The sequence below is a fragment of the Janthinobacterium sp. DSP2-3-3 genome, from assembly GCF_049897325.1.
Taxonomy (GTDB): Bacteria; Pseudomonadota; Gammaproteobacteria; order Burkholderiales; family Burkholderiaceae_D; genus Janthinobacterium.
Genome location: NZ_JAFCWA010000017.1, coordinates 21,046 through 36,795, shown reverse-complemented (window position 1 = coordinate 36,795; position 15,750 = coordinate 21,046). Strand labels below are relative to the sequence as shown.

General features: G+C 63.6%; 18 protein-coding genes. 9 read left to right on the top strand and 9 right to left on the bottom strand.

The genetic code is table 11. The features are described from left to right. The first annotated feature begins 9 nt into the window (after positions 1-9). From ACP7DE_RS25470 to ACP7DE_RS25460, 3 genes are read left to right on the top strand one after another with little or no spacing between them, the layout of a single operon-like run. Positions 10-1,623, top strand: coding sequence for a DUF6600 domain-containing protein (locus ACP7DE_RS25470; RefSeq protein ID WP_426074709.1), 1,614 nt, complete (start codon positions 10-12; stop codon positions 1,621-1,623). Continuing rightward, complete coding sequence (locus tag ACP7DE_RS25465; RefSeq protein WP_426074708.1) at positions 1,620-1,952, top strand: hypothetical protein; 333 nt, start codon at positions 1,620-1,622, stop codon at positions 1,950-1,952. The genes ACP7DE_RS25470 and ACP7DE_RS25465 overlap by 4 nt, the downstream gene beginning before the upstream one ends. Before the next feature lie 21 nt (positions 1,953-1,973). Next, positions 1,974-2,270, top strand: coding sequence for a DUF493 family protein (locus ACP7DE_RS25460; RefSeq protein ID WP_102122449.1), 297 nt, complete (start codon positions 1,974-1,976; stop codon positions 2,268-2,270). On the opposite strand, the gene ACP7DE_RS25455 is transcribed toward ACP7DE_RS25460, so the two are convergent. Continuing rightward, positions 2,263-3,462: a multidrug effflux MFS transporter gene (locus ACP7DE_RS25455; protein WP_426074707.1), complete on the bottom strand. Its 1,200-nt coding sequence runs from the start codon at positions 3,460-3,462 to the stop codon at positions 2,263-2,265. The two genes, ACP7DE_RS25460 and ACP7DE_RS25455, sit on opposite strands and share 8 nt — an antisense overlap. A gap of 125 nt (positions 3,463-3,587) precedes the next feature. Here ACP7DE_RS25455 and ACP7DE_RS25450 point away from each other — a divergent pair, with 125 nt between their 5' ends. The 4 genes from ACP7DE_RS25450 (at position 3,588) to ung (ending at position 7,614) form a co-directional block, all read left to right on the top strand. Then, the gene (locus tag ACP7DE_RS25450) at positions 3,588-5,060 is read left to right on the top strand and encodes a PLP-dependent aminotransferase family protein (protein WP_426074706.1); all 1,473 of its coding nucleotides are present in this window, start codon (positions 3,588-3,590) and stop codon (positions 5,058-5,060) included. Positions 5,061-5,135: 75 nt separating this feature from the next. After that, positions 5,136-5,852 (top strand): lipoyl(octanoyl) transferase LipB, encoded by a 717-nt coding sequence (lipB, locus tag ACP7DE_RS25445; RefSeq protein ID WP_426074705.1) that lies wholly within the window; start codon positions 5,136-5,138, stop codon positions 5,850-5,852. 37 nt (positions 5,853-5,889) lie between these two features. After that, positions 5,890-6,897: a lipoyl synthase gene (gene lipA / locus ACP7DE_RS25440; protein WP_426074704.1), complete on the top strand. Its 1,008-nt coding sequence runs from the start codon at positions 5,890-5,892 to the stop codon at positions 6,895-6,897. Between the two features lie 66 nt (positions 6,898-6,963). Then, positions 6,964-7,614 carry a uracil-DNA glycosylase gene (gene ung / locus ACP7DE_RS25435; RefSeq protein ID WP_426074703.1) on the top strand — a complete coding sequence of 217 codons (651 nt, stop codon included), beginning with the start codon at positions 6,964-6,966 and terminating at the stop codon, positions 7,612-7,614. 3 nt (positions 7,615-7,617) lie between these two features. On the opposite strand, the gene ACP7DE_RS25430 is transcribed toward ung, so the two are convergent. Both ACP7DE_RS25430 and ACP7DE_RS25425 read right to left on the bottom strand, forming a co-directional pair. Next, positions 7,618-9,789: a TonB-dependent receptor gene (locus ACP7DE_RS25430; protein WP_426074702.1), complete on the bottom strand. Its 2,172-nt coding sequence runs from the start codon at positions 9,787-9,789 to the stop codon at positions 7,618-7,620. 97 nt (positions 9,790-9,886) lie between these two features. Next, a complete protein-coding gene (locus ACP7DE_RS25425; RefSeq protein WP_426074701.1) occupies positions 9,887-10,231 on the bottom strand; it encodes a hypothetical protein in 345 nt (114 codons plus the stop codon). Positions 10,232-10,383: 152 nt separating this feature from the next. On the opposite strand from ACP7DE_RS25425, the gene ACP7DE_RS25420 reads away from it, so the two are divergent. Both ACP7DE_RS25420 and ACP7DE_RS25415 read left to right on the top strand, forming a co-directional pair. Beyond that, a complete protein-coding gene (locus ACP7DE_RS25420) occupies positions 10,384-11,541 on the top strand; it encodes a PepSY-associated TM helix domain-containing protein (protein WP_426074700.1) in 1,158 nt (385 codons plus the stop codon). 90 nt (positions 11,542-11,631) lie between these two features. Continuing rightward, positions 11,632-12,060 carry a PaaI family thioesterase gene (locus ACP7DE_RS25415; protein ID WP_426074699.1) on the top strand — a complete coding sequence of 143 codons (429 nt, stop codon included), beginning with the start codon at positions 11,632-11,634 and terminating at the stop codon, positions 12,058-12,060. On the opposite strand, the gene ACP7DE_RS25410 is transcribed toward ACP7DE_RS25415, so the two are convergent. From ACP7DE_RS25410 to ACP7DE_RS25385, 6 genes are all read right to left on the bottom strand, one after another. Continuing rightward, complete coding sequence (locus tag ACP7DE_RS25410) at positions 12,057-12,752, bottom strand: anti-sigma factor (RefSeq protein WP_426074698.1); 696 nt, start codon at positions 12,750-12,752, stop codon at positions 12,057-12,059. The genes ACP7DE_RS25415 and ACP7DE_RS25410 overlap by 4 nt on opposite strands. Beyond that, positions 12,749-13,339: a sigma-70 family RNA polymerase sigma factor gene (locus ACP7DE_RS25405; RefSeq protein ID WP_426074697.1), complete on the bottom strand. Its 591-nt coding sequence runs from the start codon at positions 13,337-13,339 to the stop codon at positions 12,749-12,751. The genes ACP7DE_RS25410 and ACP7DE_RS25405 overlap by 4 nt, the downstream gene beginning before the upstream one ends. 98 nt (positions 13,340-13,437) lie before the next feature. Beyond that, a complete protein-coding gene (locus ACP7DE_RS25400) occupies positions 13,438-13,959 on the bottom strand; it encodes a peroxiredoxin family protein (protein WP_426074696.1) in 522 nt (173 codons plus the stop codon). Between the two features lie 93 nt (positions 13,960-14,052). Beyond that, positions 14,053-14,739: a BON domain-containing protein gene (locus ACP7DE_RS25395; protein ID WP_426074695.1), complete on the bottom strand. Its 687-nt coding sequence runs from the start codon at positions 14,737-14,739 to the stop codon at positions 14,053-14,055. Further along, complete coding sequence (locus ACP7DE_RS25390) at positions 14,732-15,328, bottom strand: phosphoheptose isomerase (protein ID WP_034752465.1); 597 nt, start codon at positions 15,326-15,328, stop codon at positions 14,732-14,734. The genes ACP7DE_RS25395 and ACP7DE_RS25390 overlap by 8 nt, the downstream gene beginning before the upstream one ends. A gap of 57 nt (positions 15,329-15,385) precedes the next feature. After that, positions 15,386-15,745 (bottom strand): YraN family protein, encoded by a 360-nt coding sequence (locus ACP7DE_RS25385; protein ID WP_426074694.1) that lies wholly within the window; start codon positions 15,743-15,745, stop codon positions 15,386-15,388. Positions 15,746-15,750: the final 5 nt, after the last annotated feature.

The following is a 15,750-nucleotide window of genomic DNA, read 5'->3' as shown; positions in this document are numbered from 1 at the left end:
AGCGCTGCCATGCGTGCGACCCTACCTTTCCCCTGCCTGCAAGCCGTGTGCGCCGTGTTGCTGTCATCGGCATGCACCTTCGCCATGGGCGAGGACCCGCCGGCCCGCGTGGGCCGCATTTCCACCGTCGAAGGGCAGGTGCTGGTACGCGCCGGTGATGGCGAGGCGCAAAACGCCCTGCTGAACTGGCCCATCACGACGGATAACCGGCTTAGCACCCAACGCGGCGCGCTGGCGGAATTTCGCGTGGGCGCGGCCGCCGTGCGCCTCGATGGCGATTCCGAGCTGGAAGTGAGCGAGCTCGAAGACGACAGTTTCAAGCTGCACCTCGGCTATGGCACAGTCAGCGTGCGCGTGCGCAATCCCGATGCGCTGCGCGGCTTCGAGCTGACCACCGCCCAGGCGCGCGTGACGCTCACCCAGCCGGGCTGGGTGCGCATCGAGGCGGGGCGCCAGCCCGGCACCAGCGTCGTCAGCGTGCTTGAAGGCGCGGCCGACGTGGATGGCGCGACGGGCAGCGTCACCTTGCGTGCCGGCAAGCGCGCCGAGCTGACGGACGATGCATTGCGCACGGGCGCCTTGCACAGGGTCGCTTTCGACCACTGGCCCGAAGCCTTGCCCGTCGCCGCGTCGGCCTTGCGCTATGTCACCGACGATACCACCGGCTATGAAGAGCTGGACCGCTACGGCGCCTGGCACGAAGACGCGGAATACGGCCCCTTGTGGCTGCCCAGTACGGTGCCGGCTGGCTGGGCGCCCTACAGCGACGGGCGCTGGACGTGGATCTCGCCGTGGGGCTGGACCTGGGTCGACAATGCGCCGTGGGGCTATGCGCCCTCGCATTACGGTCGCTGGGTGCTGCTGGGCCACCGCTGGGGCTGGGCACCGGGGCGTGATCGCGGCCGCGTGCCCTGGGCGCCGGCCCTGGTGGGCTGGGTGGGGGGTGTTCATGGGCCAAATGCTGGGCCGCAGCAAGGCCCGCGTCCTGGCGTGGGCTGGTTTCCCCTGTCGCCGCATGACCGCTACGTGCCCGGCTACCGCGCCAGCGCGGACTATGAACGCCGCATCAACCGGGTGGCCGAGGGACGCCGCGCCGTGGCGGGCGAGCGCGAACGCCGTGCAGGCATGAGCATGCTGCCGGGCGAGCGCTTTGGCGCGCAGCGCACGGTCGATGTGCCACGCCGCAACCGCACCAGCATGCCGCCACCCGTCATGCAAAGCTTGCCCTTGAGCACGGCGCCTGCGCCGGCGGGCAACTGGCAGCGCCCCTTTGATGCGCCGCACGGCGACAACGGTTTCCGGCGTGACTGGGTCAACCGTCCCGGCCGCTTGCAGACGGACGATGGCCAGACGCACCTAGCGCCGCGGCCCATGCAGCCGAACCGGCCGCCCGTGCCGGCCCAGCCGCAACAGCCGCCGATACCGGCCCAGCCCGTGATGCCGGCGATGCCAACCTTGCCACCCGTGCAAGACCAGGTGGGCCGCCCCGGGTGGCGTGGTGAGCAGCGGCCCCACGCCGAGCGGCCGCAGCCGCGCCCCGTCATCGAGCGTCCCTTTGATGCGCGCGGTGTCGAGCGCGGCGGTCCCGGCCGCAGTAGCCGGATGCAGGAAACGGAGCATTGAACGGGGCGCTGGCGCTGGCCGTCTGTCCGCCCGGTCATGGATTATCGACGTTCAAGCCGCCAAACCGACAGTTCGTCACATTTCAGCGGTCAAGCCGTGGTGTTTTGTCTACAGTGGAGTCATTGCAAGACAACGCAATGCCTTCGCGGCCGACAGCACCGATTTTTCCGGCTATTTTGTCCAAACGAAATAGTTTTCGCCAGCTTACCCAGCTGGCTTTTTTTTTCCGCGCCCCTGGCGCCATGGCAACGGCGCAGGCGCCCCCAAAGTTGGCTACAATACGTCTTTATGCAGCCGCCGCGCGCTATATGCTGCGCCGCCTGTTCTGACCGGCACTGATAGGATTTCCCATGCAAACCACCCCACCCACCGAAGTCACGATTCCTCCCAGCGAATCGCTGATCGAATACCCGAGCGATTTTCCCATTAAGATCATGGGCCCGACGCATGTGGACTTCGCGCCGACCATGCTGGAACTGGTCATCAGCCACGATCCGACCTTCCACGTGGGCCGCATGGAAGAGCGTCCTTCGCCCAAGGGTAATTACACAGGCCTGACCGTGACCGTGCGCGCCATCAGCCGCGAGCAGCTCGACGCCCTGTACATGGCGCTGTCGGGCCACCCGATGGTCAAGATCGTCATGTAAGGCTTGCTGCCGCCACGCTGGCCCGGCTCTTCGTGAGCAGCCAGACGGCGGCAAAGGCAGCGCTGGCCGCCGCCGTCACCCACAGCAGGGGCTTTTCGCTGCCGTCGGTGATGGCGGCGATGACGGCGCCACAGGCGGCCGTGATGAGCATCTGCACGAAGAAGAACAGGCCCGAGGCGCTGCCCGCCTGGGCGCCATACGGCTGCAGCACTGCCAGCTGGCAGGCGGGGATGGCCATGCCCACCGACACCATCACCAGCAGCATGGGCGCCACCAGCGATGCCACGTGTTGCGGCGCCAGGCTGCCCGCCAGCAACAAACTGCCTGCACCTACCACATTGATCAGTACCGCCACGCCCAGCAGGTAATCGGCGCCCAGGCGCGGCCCCAGGGCGCGAAACAGGCTCGATCCTGCCACGTAGCCGCTGACCGTCAGCGCGAACACCAGCGCATACGCGTGCGGCGACAGATGCATCCCCCTTTGCAACAACACGGACGATTCCGCGATGAACGGGAAATACGTGCAATACACACAGCCGATGGCCAGCGCATAGCGCAGGAAGTACGCGTCGCCCAGCAGGCGGCGGTACAGCGCCAGGGTATTGCCCTGTGGCACGGCGTCGGCTGGCTTGGTTTCCGGCACGTACGCGGCAATCAGCCCCAGCGACAGCGCGCCCAACAGGCACAGCACGCCAAACACGGCGCGCCAGCCGAAGGCGGCGTCGAGCACGCTGCCGGCCAGCGGCGCCACGATGGGCGACAGGCCCATCACCATCGAGATGCGTCCCAACATGCGCGCCTGCGTGACGGGGTCGAAGCGGTCGCGCACCATGACGCGGCCGATGATGGTACCGCTGCAGCCGCCGAACGCTTGCAGCACGCGCGCGGCGATCAGCACGTGCACATCGGAGGTCAGGGTGCAGACGATGCTGGCGAGCACATAAATGCCCGTGCCGGCCAGCAGCACGGGACGGCGTCCGTAACGGTCGGCCAGCGGCCCGCAGGCCAGCATCGACGCGGCCGAGCCGGCCATGAACAGGCTCAGGGTCAGTTGCAGCTGGGCATCGCTGGCATGCAGGGCATCGGCCATGGCCGGCAGTGAAGGTAAATAGATGTCGATGCTGATGCGCGACAGGCAGACCAGCAGCAGCACGATGCCGCCCCAGGCCCATAAAGCGAGTTGTTTCTGCATTGTTGTACACGGTCCATGCAAGCGTGCGCCCCGCTGGCGCACCGGAACGGTGAGAGTAGAATGTTTGTGGTGTAATGCGAAGTGCCAGTCATCAGAAAATTCATTGGACCACTTGGACGATTATTATGCCGCGAGGAAAATCACCGCACGCCCTGGACTTGCCTCGTCCCACCAGCTGGCTCGACAAGGCGGGCGTCAACAAGCAGGATGGCGCGTATGAAGCGCTGCGCTCGGCCATCCTGACAAAAATGCTGCCGGCGGGCAGCCGTTTGCCGTCCAGCCGCACCCTGGCGGAACGGTGGGAGCTGTCGCGCGGTACCATCGAAACCGTGTTCGACCGTCTGCACGCGGAAGCGTATGTGACGCGCGTGCCCGGTTCCGGCACGCGCGTGTGCGCCGTGGTGCCGGAACGCTTCCTGATGGCAGGCTTCGCCGATGCCACCCCGGCCGCAGCGGCTAGCGTGCCCGCGCCCGCCCCGGACACGGGCGTGCGCGACGGCTTGCCCTTCGTGGCGCGGCGCGCCGACGCCAGCCTGTTTCCCATGGCCGCCTGGTCGAAGTGCGCCACGCGGGCGCTGGCGGCCGCCACGCCGGAGCAGTTGTGCAGCGCCGATCCGGCCGGCCTGCCTCAGCTGCGCCAGCAGATCGCCGACTTCCTCGCCAAGTACCGCGGCATCTGCTGCGACCCGCAAGACATCGTTGTTACCACCGGCATCCGCCACGCGATCGACTTGCTGGCGCGCAGCATCGTGCGTGATGGCGACAAGGTCTGCCTGGAAGAGCCGGGCTACCCGGCCGCGCGCGCCCTGTTCACCCTGGCGGGTGCCGTGTGCGTGGACATTGCCGTCGATGCCGAGGGTATCGATTGCGCCGCCTTGGCTACGCACGCCGACGCCAGCCTCGCGTATGTGACGCCGGCGCACCAGTCGCCGCTGGGCGTGACCCTGTCCGTCACGCGCCGCCTCGCCTTGCTGGAGTGGGCGAACGACAGCGGCGCCTGGGTGCTGGAAGACGATTACGACAGCGAATTCAATTACCAGAGCGCGCCGCTGGCGGCCCTGAAGGCGCTGGACCAGTACCAGCGCGTGATTTATTGTGGCAGCTTTAACAAGACCCTGTTTGCCGGTCTGCGCGTGGGCTTCATGGTGCTGCCGCCCGCCTTGCGCCCGCAACTGCTGCGCACCCTGCAGTTAACGGGCCGTTCCGTGGGCGTGACGGAGCAGCTGGCGCTGGCCGCCTGGATGGAGGAAGGCGCCTTCGTGCGCCATCTGCGCCAGGCGCGCCTGGCCTACAAGGAGCGGCGCGACCTGCTGCTGGCCTGCCTTGAGCAAATCGCCCCCGGGCGCTACGCCATTTCCGGCCAGCAGGCGGGCTTCCATTGCGTGCTGTGGCTGCCGCCAGACAGCGACGAGCGGGCGTTTTGTGCGCGCGCCGCGCAGGAGGGGCTGGCGCTGCAGCCGCTCGGTGATTTTTGCCATAGCGCAAAGCTGGCGCCGGCCGTGTTGCTGGGCTACACAGCCCTGAATGCCGCCCAGATACGCCATGCTGCTCAAAAATTGGGCAGGCTGCTGTTGTTGCCAGGGCCCGCCCCGGAATGAAACGGCCGCCTGGCTTATAATCATGGCTTCGCCGCAGCGTCCGCAAGGCGCCGGCAGCTGATTACAGAATCTGTCATGACCACCACCCGAACCGAAACGGCGCTGATCCGCGAACTGGGCCGCGTCGATTACGAGCCGACCTTTGCCGCCATGCGCGCCTTTACCGACGCGCGCACGACGCAGACGCGCGACGAGCTGTGGATCGTCGAGCATCCGCCCGTGTTCACCCTGGGTCTGGCGGCCGACCGCGGTCATTTGCTGGCCGGTGCGGCGATTGCAGAAAATGCGATCCCCGTGGTGCAGACGGACCGTGGCGGCGAAGTCACGTTCCACGGCCCCGGCCAGGTGGTGATTTACTTGCTGATGGACTTGCGCCGCAACAAGCCGGGCGGCAAGCTGTATGCGCGCCAGTTCGTGCATAAAATCGAGCAAGCCATCATCAACGTGCTGGCGGCGTATAATCTTGCAGGCGAGCGCATCGATGGCGCGCCCGGCATTTATATTGCAGGCGGGCCAGACAAGGGTGCGAAGATTGCCGCGCTGGGCTTGAAAGTGCGCGGCAACGGCTGTACCTACCATGGCGTATCGCTCAACGTGGCGATGGATCTGGCGCCGTTTTCCTGGATTAACCCCTGCGGCTATTCCGGCCTGAAGACGGTGGACATGCGCAGCATGGGCGTGTTGGCGCCGCTAGCCGAGGTGCAGCGCGCCCTGGCCCATGCATTGACCGTATTACTCGATGTAAGCGAAGTAAACAGCGCCGCAGGCGCGCCTCAGGCAACGGATGCCTGAGCAAACAAACCAACATGCCCCTCAAGGGCTTGCAGCCATGACTTCTGAGACCATTTCCAGCACCGCCCCCGCCGCTCCCGCCTACAACCCGAGCGAAAAGCAAAAAGGCGCCAGCAAGACTTCGCGCATCCCGATCAAGATCATTCCGATCGAGCAAGTCGAGCGCCTGAAAAAGCCGGACTGGATCCGCGTCAAGGCCGCCTCGGCATCGACCCGTTTCTATGAAATCAAGGACATCCTGCGCGAAAACAAGCTCGTCACGGTGTGCGAGGAAGCCAGCTGCCCGAACATCGGCGAATGCTTCGGCAAGGGTACGGCCACCTTCATGATCATGGGTGACAAGTGCACGCGCCGTTGCCCGTTCTGCGACGTCGGCCATGGCCGTCCTGATCCGCTCGACAAGGAAGAGCCGGCCAATCTGTCGAAAACCATCGCCAAGCTGCGCTTGAACTACGTCGTCATCACTTCCGTCGACCGCGATGATTTGCGCGACGGCGGCGCCGGTCATTTCGTCGAGTGCATCCAGCAAACGCGCGCCCTGTCTCCAAACACCCGCATCGAAGTGCTGGTGCCCGATTTCCGTGGCCGTCTTGAAAAAGCCTTGCTGTTGTTCAAGGATGGCTTGCCTGACGTCATGAACCACAACCTGGAAACGGCGCCGCGCCTGTACAAGGAAGCGCGTCCCGGCTCCGACTACATGCACTCGCTGAAACTGCTGAAAGATTTCAAGGCCATGTACCCGGACGTGAAAACCAAGTCCGGCATCATGGTGGGCCTGGGCGAGACGGACGAGGAAATCCTGCAAGTCATGCGCGACATGCGCGAGCACGATATCGACATGCTGACCATCGGCCAGTACCTGGCGCCATCGAACAGCCACTTGCCCGTGCGCCGCTACGTGCACCCGGACGTCTTCAAGATGTTTGAAGCAGAAGCCTATAAAATGGGCTTTACCCACGCCGCCGTGGGCGCCATGGTGCGCAGCTCGTACCACGCGGATGAACAGGCGCACAGCGCCGGCGTGGAATCGGCGCTGAATTTCTAAGTAACCTTGCGCCACATCAAAGCCACCTGCTCATGCCGGTGGCTTTTTTTTGCTTCATCGCGGTTGGTGGGGGAAGACGGGCTTGACGTTTTTGCCGAAGAGTATGCGGCGGGGCCGTGTTTTCCGCCGGGCAAGGCCATCTTTCGCGTGTTCGACCTGACGCCGGTTGGGCAAGTCAACGTCGTGATCCTGGGGCACGACCCGTATCACACGCCCGGCGCGGCCATGGGCTTGTGCCTTTCCGTGCCGGACGGCCATCCGCCGCAACCGAGCCTGCAGAATATCTTCAAGGAGTTATCCACGGATGTGGGTGTGGCGCGCGCGGATTTGTCGGACTGGGCAGAGCAAGGGGTGTTTTTGCTCAACAGCGTGCTGACCGTGCGCGCCGGGGCGGCCGGTTCGCACGCGGCCAAGGGCAGGGAAAAGCTGACGGATAGCGCGATTCGCCACCTGTCCACCGAGCGTCAACATCTCGTCTTTATCTTGTGGGGCGGCTATGCGCAAGCCAAGCGCAGCCTGATCGACCCCGGCAAGCACCTGGTGCTGACAGCGCCCCACCCTTCGCCCTTGTCGGCGAGCAAAGGTTTCTTTGGCAGCAAGCCGTTCAGCTTGGCGAACGCCTACCTGCAAGCGCATGGCCAGGCGGCCATCGCCTGGGCACAAGTACGGCAACCGACAGCGGCAGGCGTTGCTCCCTGCCGCTGTCTTCGCGCGTAACGGTTAAAAGCTGGTCGACAGGCCGGCGTAGAAACTGCGGCGGGCGCCGTATTGCGGTGCCCCCACGCCCACGCCGGAACCGTCGCGCAGCAGATACGATTTATCGAACAGGTTGATCAGGGCCAGACGTCCTTCGACCTTGCCCATGGGCGTGTTTTTCCACGTGTGCGTGAGCGCCGTGTTGACGGTGAAGTAACTCGGCAGATGGCCTGAATTGGGCGCGCCGCCGTCCGGCGTCATGCGCAGGCCGCTGCCGTACAGGAAGTCAGCGCTCACTTGCGAATCGCCGAAGTGATAATGTCCGCCGCCCGACAGCGTGTATTTCTGGTCATGATCGAGGTAGACATAGTGCTGGCTGATGGTGCTCAACTCATCGGCACCAAACAGGGCCTGGCCCGAATTGATGTTGCGTCCCTGCGCCTTTTGCGTGCTGACGTTGAGGAACAGGCCCCAGTCCTTCTCGCTGTAGATGGCCGACATTTCCAGTCCCTTGGCGTAGCCATCCGCATAGTTGAATGGCGTCAAGATCAGCGCCTGGCCGAACTGGCCTTCGTCGAGCAGGTTGTTGATCTTTTTATAGTACACATCGGCCGTTACGGTCAGTTTCGAACTTACCTGGTGGCTGATGCCGATGTCATAGTAGTGCGTGCGCTCGGCCTTGACGTTGTCCGACTGGCCGATTTCCGGCGCATTCGTCGTGTTCGCATACAGGTCGATGCTGCCCTGAGCCGCCAATTCTTGCGGCGGCGGCGTGAAATAGCGCGAATAGCCGGCGTGCAGAGCCGTGCCAGGCGCCAGCTGATACGCCAGATTGACGCGCGGGCTCCATTGCTGCTCGCTCGTGTAGGCCGAGACTTTGTCGAAGCGGGCGCCATAGTTCAGGGTCAGGGGCTTGCTGATATGCCATTCATCCTGCAGGTAAAAGCTGGCCAGGGTGCCTGTCTTGCCGCTGTTGTCGAGAATGCTGATCGGCGTGGTGGAGGTTTGCGCCCCGTCAATGGCGGGGAAGACGGCCACCGTATTGTCGCTGGTCGTCTTTTGACGCGTGTAGGCCAGGCCCGCGCGCACGGTGTGGTCCGGCTGTAGCTTGTAGCTGATATCGAACTGGGCACCCGAAGCGCTGTTCGCGCGGCGCGCATCCGAAGCCACGCCGTTGTAGATCAGGTCGCCGATGGCATCGGGCGTGAAGTGCAGTTCCGAGTACTGGTGGAAGGCGGAGAACTGGTAATTGACGTCGCCCAGGCTTTTTTGCAGCGATAGCACGAGGAAGCGGTTCACTTCGCGCTGGTTTTCATTCAGTTGCGATGACGGCAAGGTAGACGTGCCCGCCTGCGCATCGCTGTGGCCATCGAGCGAGAAGGCGGGCGCCTGGTTCGGATTGTTGGGGATCTGGAAGCGGCCGTTATACGTGCCGAACATGGCGCCCAAGCGTGTGTTGTCATCGAGGAAATACGACAGGCTGCCGAACGATTTATTCTGGCGTGTCTTGTCGTGCAAGGCGCTGCGCGTGGCTTGCGGGTTTTCCACACCCAAGGAATTGCCCAGGTAGCTGCCGGACAGGTAGTAATTGAACTTGCCCACGCTGCCGAAAAATTCGGCACTCGGTTCCACATGATCGTGGCTGCCGACCATAATGCCGATGCGTCCGCCTGGCGTCATGCCGCCCTCCTTCGTTTCAATATCGACAATGCCCGCCGTGCGCAGGCCAAACTGGGCCGGCAAGGCGCCCGTCATGAAATCGGTCTTGTCGATCAGGCGCGTGTCGATCGACTGGCCGAAGCCGCTGATGCTTTCCGGCAACTGCACGCCGTTGATGCGGTATTGCACGTTGGCATGGTCGTCGCGCACGTGCAGGGCGCCCGAGCCCTTCGAATCCTGCGATACGCCCGGCAGGCGTAGCAGCACTTCGTTGAATGGCGTGTTGTCGCCCTGGCCCAGCATGTCGACCATGTGGCTGTCGATGCTGTAGATGGTGGTGCCGACTTTCGGCGACAGTTCGATGCGCGCGCTTTTCAAGTGGGCGGACGTAACTTCGACTTTTTGCATGTCTTGCGGCGCAGCGTCGGCGTTGCTGGCTGCCGGGCTGGCTTCGGCAGGCTCGGCGGCGTGGGCGGAAACGGTAAACAGGCTGGCAAGGGCGAGCGACAGCGCGCTCAGACGGGGAGTGTATTGCATGGTAAACCTCAAAAATAGTCAACGCCAGGCGGCACGGCACGCATGAAGATGCGGCACGCGGCAGTGCAGCCCGAAAAAGGATAAAACAGCGTGGGAACTACAGTGAGGCGGCAGGCGGACCGCGCACGGGCGGCAGGATGAGGGCGACGACGGGCGCCAAGGTGGCTGGCGCGGCGGTCAGCAAGCGGTAGGGCAGTAACTGGGCGGGCGGCGCGGTGATGGCCGGCGGCACGGCGATATCTGCCACCTTGTCGATGACCGTGGCGCACAGCGCGCACTCTTCCGTGTCGAGGCTGGTCTTGTGCAGGTGCGAGGCGGCCGTCGACAGCAGGAACACGAGGGCCAGCGCACTGAACAGGGCCACGCACAGCTGCCACGGCGTGCGCGCTAGGGCGGCGGCACCGTGATGAGCAAGCTTGCGGGTGGGCTGGCGGGAAGACATGGGCGCATAGTAGCAAGAAAATCGTCTCACTGTCAGCCTTGTTGCGTGATTTTCGCTGCCTGGGTACGACAGCATGTCATCTGATCATGATGTTCACTCGCGGCCTTTCATGCTATCGTTCCGCAGCCCAAAATTCCCCGAATCGCCTCCCCATGTCCAAACGTCCGAGCAAGTGGTTGATCAGCAAACTGCACCTGTATGCGGGCCTGTGGTTTGGCGCCCTGTTCGTCCTGCTGGGCTTGACGGGGTCCGCGATTGCCTGGATGCCGGAGCTCGATGCCTGGCTCAATCCCACTTTGTTGCAGGCGAGTACGCCCGCGCCTGGCCAGGTGTTCCATGTCACGCCGCGCACGCTGCAAGCGGTGGTCGATGGGCTCACTGCCGACCCCGCTTATGGCAAGCCTTCGCAGCTCAATCCGCCCGCCGATGCGCGCGACGTGTACGTGGCGTCATATCGCCAAGCTGGCAAGCCTTCCCCTTTCAGCCAGGCCATCGTGCGCCAAGTGATGGTCGACCCCTACACCTTGCAAGTCAAAGGCGAGCGCGACTGGGGGCGTTTTGGCCTCACGCGCCCACTGTTAATGTCGGGCATGTTTCATTTGCACCGCTATTTATTGTCTGGCGAGGTGGGCAAAACCATGACCGGCATTTCAGGCGTGATGCTGCTGCTGATGGCGTTCAGCGGCATCTATCTGTGGTGGCCGCGCTGGCAGTGGACGGCCATCCGGCGCGCGCTGACGGTGTCGCATGGCGGCTCCTGGCCCCGCTTCAATTACACGTTTCACAAGGCGGCCGGCTTCTTTGCCGCGCCCGTGCTTGCCATCCTCGCCTTCTCCGGCATCTATTTCAATTTGCCGCAGCTGGTCGTGCCATTGGTGGACCTGGTGTCGACGGTGCCGGACACGGCAAAGCTCAAGAATGTGCAGCAGGATGGCGCCCTGCTTGATGCGGGCCAGGCCATGGCCGCCGCGCAGTTGCTGTATCCGCAGGCACGCGTCTCGCGTGTCGTGCTGCCGGCCAAGAAGGAGCAGCCGTACGAGATCCGTGTGCGCCAGCCGGACGAAATCGCCCACGGTGACGGCGCCACGCGCATCACCCTGGATGCGCGCAGCGGCTTGCCCCTGCGCATACGCGATCCCTTGCGGGCGCCAAGCGGAGACGTTTTCCTGGGTTGGCAATTCCCCCTCCACTCGGGCCAGGCATTTGGCGTGGCCGGGCGCGCCTTCATTACCATCTTTGGCTTGATGCCGCTGCTGTTCCTGCTGACGGGGACTCTGGTGTGGTGGAAACGGCGGCGTAGCCGGAAATAAGCGCTTGCCAAACCGATGCGGGGAAAGTTGCTATCATCATAGTATTTTCCGGCGTATCGACTGTCCGGACTTACCCGCACAAGGACCAGCATGAGCAATCCCGACATCACCGTAGCAATGTTGAATGAACGCGGCGTGGGCCGCCTGCCCGGCCACCTGGGCATCGTCATCACGGCCGTGGGCGACGGCCAGCTGACGGCGGAACTACCCGTGCTGCCGCACCTGCTGGCGCCGAATGGCTATCTGCATGCCGGCAGCGTGGTCACGCTGGCCGACACGGCTTCCGGCTATGGCTGCATCGTCAACCTGCCCGAAGGTGCCAGCAACTTCACCACCATCGAGCTGAAATCGAACCACCTGGGCACGGCCCGCGAAGGCACGCTTACCTGCACGGCGAAAGTCGAGCACCAAGGCCGCAACACGCAAGTGTGGGACGCCGTGGTGAAAAGCAAGGAAACGGGCAAGACGATTGCCCTGTTCCGTTGCACGCAGATGATTTTATATCAGAAGCAAGCTTAGATTTTTATCCAGTTACCCTTGTATAAAACCGGCCCCGTCGGTCCGTTCGGATCGGGCGAACCGCCTTTTGGTTCCAGCGTGACGGCCAGCAGGGCCACGTCGTTGCCGATGGCGCGCTGGGACAGGGCCAGTTTGACGTTGCCCTTGTCGGCCAGCAAGCCCAGCGAGCGCGGATTGCCGCTCTTCGGCACGGCCCACAGTTCCAGGTCCTTATCGCTCGGCACGGGCGCGTTGCCCACCATGCGCACTTCGAGCGCGCTGTGGCGGCTGTCTGCCGTCAGCAGCAGGGCTGTTTGCGCTTTCTCGTCCGTCAGGCTAGCCACATAGCTGATCTGCGGCGCGTCCAGCAGGCGCGTGGCCACGACGATCACCAGCAAGGCGGCGATGGCGCTCGAAGCCATCCCCAGCGAACGCCAGAACGACAGCGAATCACGGAACAAAGACCAGCCACCCTGCGGCGCCAGGTGCAAGCGCTGCTCGATCCGTTGCCAGACGCGCTTGGGCGGCGCTACGCGAGGGGCGAATTCTGCCATCGGTTCCAAACGCTGGCGCCATTCGGCCGTGATATTACGTAAGTCGGCGTCGTTGTGCAGCCAGCCTTCGAAACGCCGCCGTGCTCCCCCTTTCAGGGTGCCCAGCACGTATTCGGACGCCAGTTTCTGGCGCAAGCTGTCATTACCGCGGCTATTCATGGTGCCTCCCGTTTCGCCAGACACGTGCGCAGCCGTTCCAGGCTGCGGCGTATCCAGGTCTTCACGGTGCCGATGGGCAGCGACATCTGCTGCGCCACTTCGCTGTGCGACAGGTCGTGATAGAACGCCAGGGCGACCACCTGCCGGTGCAGCCCTTCCAGGGCCGACATGCAAAACGCCAGTGCCTTGGCATCACCACTCATTTGCAGCGATTCAATCGGCGTGGCCTGGGGGTCTCGGAGTGCATTCATGACTTCGCTATCAAACTGTTCGGCATCGATTTCCACGGTATCGTCGCTGCGCCGCAGCACATCGAACGCCTTGTTGCGCACGATGGTGGCCATCCAGGTCATCGGCGCGGCCAGATGGCTCTGGTAAGTGGCGGCGTTGTTCCAGATGGCGACGAAACCCTCTTGCAAGGCTTCTTCAGCGAGCTCTTGCTTATGCAATATACGCAGCGCGAAGCCAAACAGTTTCGATGAGGTGGAGTTATATAGCTGACGGAACGCGGTGGCGTCCTTGTTGCCGGCGGCGAGCAGCCAGGTTTTGAGTTGTTGCGGGTCGGGCGATTGAGCGGCTAGGGACACGGCTGGCCTTCACAAGGTAAATAGGATTATGCCTGGGAAGGTTATAACAACTTGGCAACCTTTAGCAACAAGGTTTTGTGCGGTGTTTGTGCGGTGCCTTAGCCGGCGATGGCCGTTTCGAGCAGCTTATGCAGTTCGGCGAATGCCGGCTTGCCCACGTAGCGTTTCAGGATCTTGCCCTGCTTGTCGAGCACGAAGGTGGTGGGCGTGAGGGCCACGTCGCCGTAGGCCTTGGCCGCCTCGCCCGTCACGTCGAGCGCCACCTTGAACGGCAACCGGCGCGTTTCGGCAAAGTTCAGCACGTAGTTGGCCGGATCGTATTGCATGGCCACGGCCACGAATTCCAGGCCCTGCCCCTTGTACTTGTTGTAGGTGTCGATCATCTCCGGCATTTCCGCCACGCACGTAGTGCACGAGGTGGCCCAGAAATTGACCATCACCACCTTGCCGCGCAGGCTGGCCGAGGTGATTTTCTCGCCATGGATGCCGTGGAAAGTCACGTCCGGCGCGCTTTGCTTGTCATTCAGCGACAGATAGCCGGCCGCCGCCACGCCCGCCACGAAGATGGCGATGAGGGCTGGCTTGATCCAGGACTTGCTTGCGGATGGCGAAGTTGACATGGTTTTCATTTGAAAAGCGCGGCGCTGCGGCCACGATGTGACTATTATAGCCGCCGCATCGTCGCCGTGCCCTAGGTCGGATGGCGGAGGCGCTTACTGCTGTACCGTGTCGCTGGCTGTGCTCGTCGTGCGCTGCTGCGGCGGATCGGGTTGCAATTGCTTCAGTTCCGTTTCCGAAATGTAGTCGAACAGCTTGACCACTTTCTGCACGCCGCCCACGCCGCGCGCCACGTCGGCCGCCACCGTGCCTTCGCGCTGGGTAACTCTGCCCATCAGGAAGACGGTGGCGTTTTCGGTGACGACCTTGAACGAGGCGGCCGAGATGGTTTTCATGTCCACCAGGCTGGCCTTGACCTTGGTGGTGATCAGCGCGTCGTTCGAACGCGAGGTGTAGCTGGCCGGGCCGGCGATGATCAGTTCATTGGCCACCGATTCCACGCCCTCGATATTGCGTACTTCGCGTTCGACGGCATTTTTCATCGCCTCGTCGCGCACTTCGCCCGTCAGCAGGACGCGGCGGTTGAAGCTGGTGACGTTCACATGGCCGGCATCGCCGACGATGGAGGGGATGCGCGACTCGCCTTTGAGGGCGATCGACTTGTCTTCGGTCTGGGCACCCAGGGTGCGGCGGTCTGCCGCGGCAACGCCGCCCATCACTGCGCCGCCGACCATCAGTTCGATGCAGCCGGTGAGCGAGGTGAGCATGGCGCCGCACAAGAGTGCGGTGGCCAGCGGGCGTTGTACGCGTTTCCAGCCTGGGCCAGTACCGAATTTAGTCATTCACGTCTCCTCCGAATAGGGCGACGTCGATGCCGTCGCAGATGCAATGTATGGTGGTCAGGTGGACTTCCTGGATGCGCGCCGTGCGCTCGGCCGGCACGCAGATATGAACGTCGGCGTCCGTCAGCATCTTGCCGATGGCGCCGCCGTCCTTGCCCGTCAGCGCCACGACGCGCATTTCGCGCTCGAGCGCCGCTTCCACGGCGGCCATCACGTTGGCCGAATTGCCCGATGTGGAGATGGCCAGCAAGATGTCGCCGGCTTGGCCGAAGGCCTGCACCTGCTTCGAGAAAATCTCGCGGTAGCTGTAGTCGTTGGCCACGGCCGTCAGGATCGAGGTATCCGTTGTCAGCGCCAGGGCCGGTAGCGGAAAGCGCTCGCGTTCGAAGCGTCCCACCAGCTCGGCTGCAAAATGCTGGCAGTCGGCGGCGGAACCGCCGTTGCCGCAAGCCAGGATCTTGTTGCCGTTGGACAATGCATAAAACATCAGGTCGATCGCCTGCGCAATGGGTTGCGCCAGTACGGTAGCGGCCTGGATCTTGAGTTCGGCACTTTCGTGGAAGTGCGAGAGGATGCGTTGATTATTCATAGTCTGCCGATTATAGTGCAGGCGCGCGGCAAGGCGGACAAGCACTGTTAAAAATGCTTACATATCGAGGATGTTCTTCAGCCAGCTGATGCGCCCGCCATCGATGGCGAGTGCGTCGAAGCGGCATGGCGGCACGCTTTTTTGTGTCAGCAGCCAGGTTTGCGCCGCCACCACCATGCGCCGCTGCTTGGCTGGCGTGATACTGGCCAGGGCGCCGCCGAAGGTTGCACTGCTGCGTAGCCGCACTTCGACGAAAACGATGGCGGGGCCATCGCGCATGATCAGGTCCAGCTCGCCGCCCTTGCACAGATAGTTGCGCGCAAGCAGCACCAAGCCTTGCAGCAACAGATACGCAAGCGCATCGTCTTCCCCCTGCCGTCCCCGCGCCTGCTTATTCTGGAACGGCAGGGGTGGCATGGCGT

Excerpts from the sequence above, each read along its gene's own strand:
- ACP7DE_RS25430 (WP_426074702.1), bottom strand. The coding sequence starts at position 9,789 with ATGCAATACACTCCCCGTCTGAGCGCGCTGTCGCTCGCCCTTGCCAGC.
- ACP7DE_RS25425 (WP_426074701.1), bottom strand. The coding sequence starts at position 10,231 with ATGTCTTCCCGCCAGCCCACCCGCAAGCTTGCTCATCACGGTGCCGCC.
- ACP7DE_RS25420 (WP_426074700.1), top strand. The coding sequence starts at position 10,384 with ATGTCCAAACGTCCGAGCAAGTGGTTGATCAGCAAACTGCACCTGTAT.
- lipA (WP_426074704.1), top strand. The coding sequence starts at position 5,890 with ATGACTTCTGAGACCATTTCCAGCACCGCCCCCGCCGCTCCCGCCTAC.
- ACP7DE_RS25415 (WP_426074699.1), top strand. The coding sequence starts at position 11,632 with ATGAGCAATCCCGACATCACCGTAGCAATGTTGAATGAACGCGGCGTG.
- lipB (WP_426074705.1), top strand. The coding sequence starts at position 5,136 with ATGACCACCACCCGAACCGAAACGGCGCTGATCCGCGAACTGGGCCGC.
- ACP7DE_RS25390 (WP_034752465.1), bottom strand. The coding sequence starts at position 15,328 with ATGAATAATCAACGCATCCTCTCGCACTTCCACGAAAGTGCCGAACTC.
- ACP7DE_RS25470 (WP_426074709.1), top strand. The coding sequence starts at position 10 with ATGCGTGCGACCCTACCTTTCCCCTGCCTGCAAGCCGTGTGCGCCGTG.
- ACP7DE_RS25450 (WP_426074706.1), top strand. The coding sequence starts at position 3,588 with ATGCCGCGAGGAAAATCACCGCACGCCCTGGACTTGCCTCGTCCCACC.
- ACP7DE_RS25385 (WP_426074694.1), bottom strand. The coding sequence starts at position 15,745 with ATGCCACCCCTGCCGTTCCAGAATAAGCAGGCGCGGGGACGGCAGGGG.
- ACP7DE_RS25460 (WP_102122449.1), top strand. The coding sequence starts at position 1,974 with ATGCAAACCACCCCACCCACCGAAGTCACGATTCCTCCCAGCGAATCG.
- ACP7DE_RS25400 (WP_426074696.1), bottom strand. The coding sequence starts at position 13,959 with ATGTCAACTTCGCCATCCGCAAGCAAGTCCTGGATCAAGCCAGCCCTC.
- ACP7DE_RS25395 (WP_426074695.1), bottom strand. The coding sequence starts at position 14,739 with ATGACTAAATTCGGTACTGGCCCAGGCTGGAAACGCGTACAACGCCCG.
- ACP7DE_RS25455 (WP_426074707.1), bottom strand. The coding sequence starts at position 3,462 with ATGCAGAAACAACTCGCTTTATGGGCCTGGGGCGGCATCGTGCTGCTG.
- ACP7DE_RS25410 (WP_426074698.1), bottom strand. The coding sequence starts at position 12,752 with ATGAATAGCCGCGGTAATGACAGCTTGCGCCAGAAACTGGCGTCCGAA.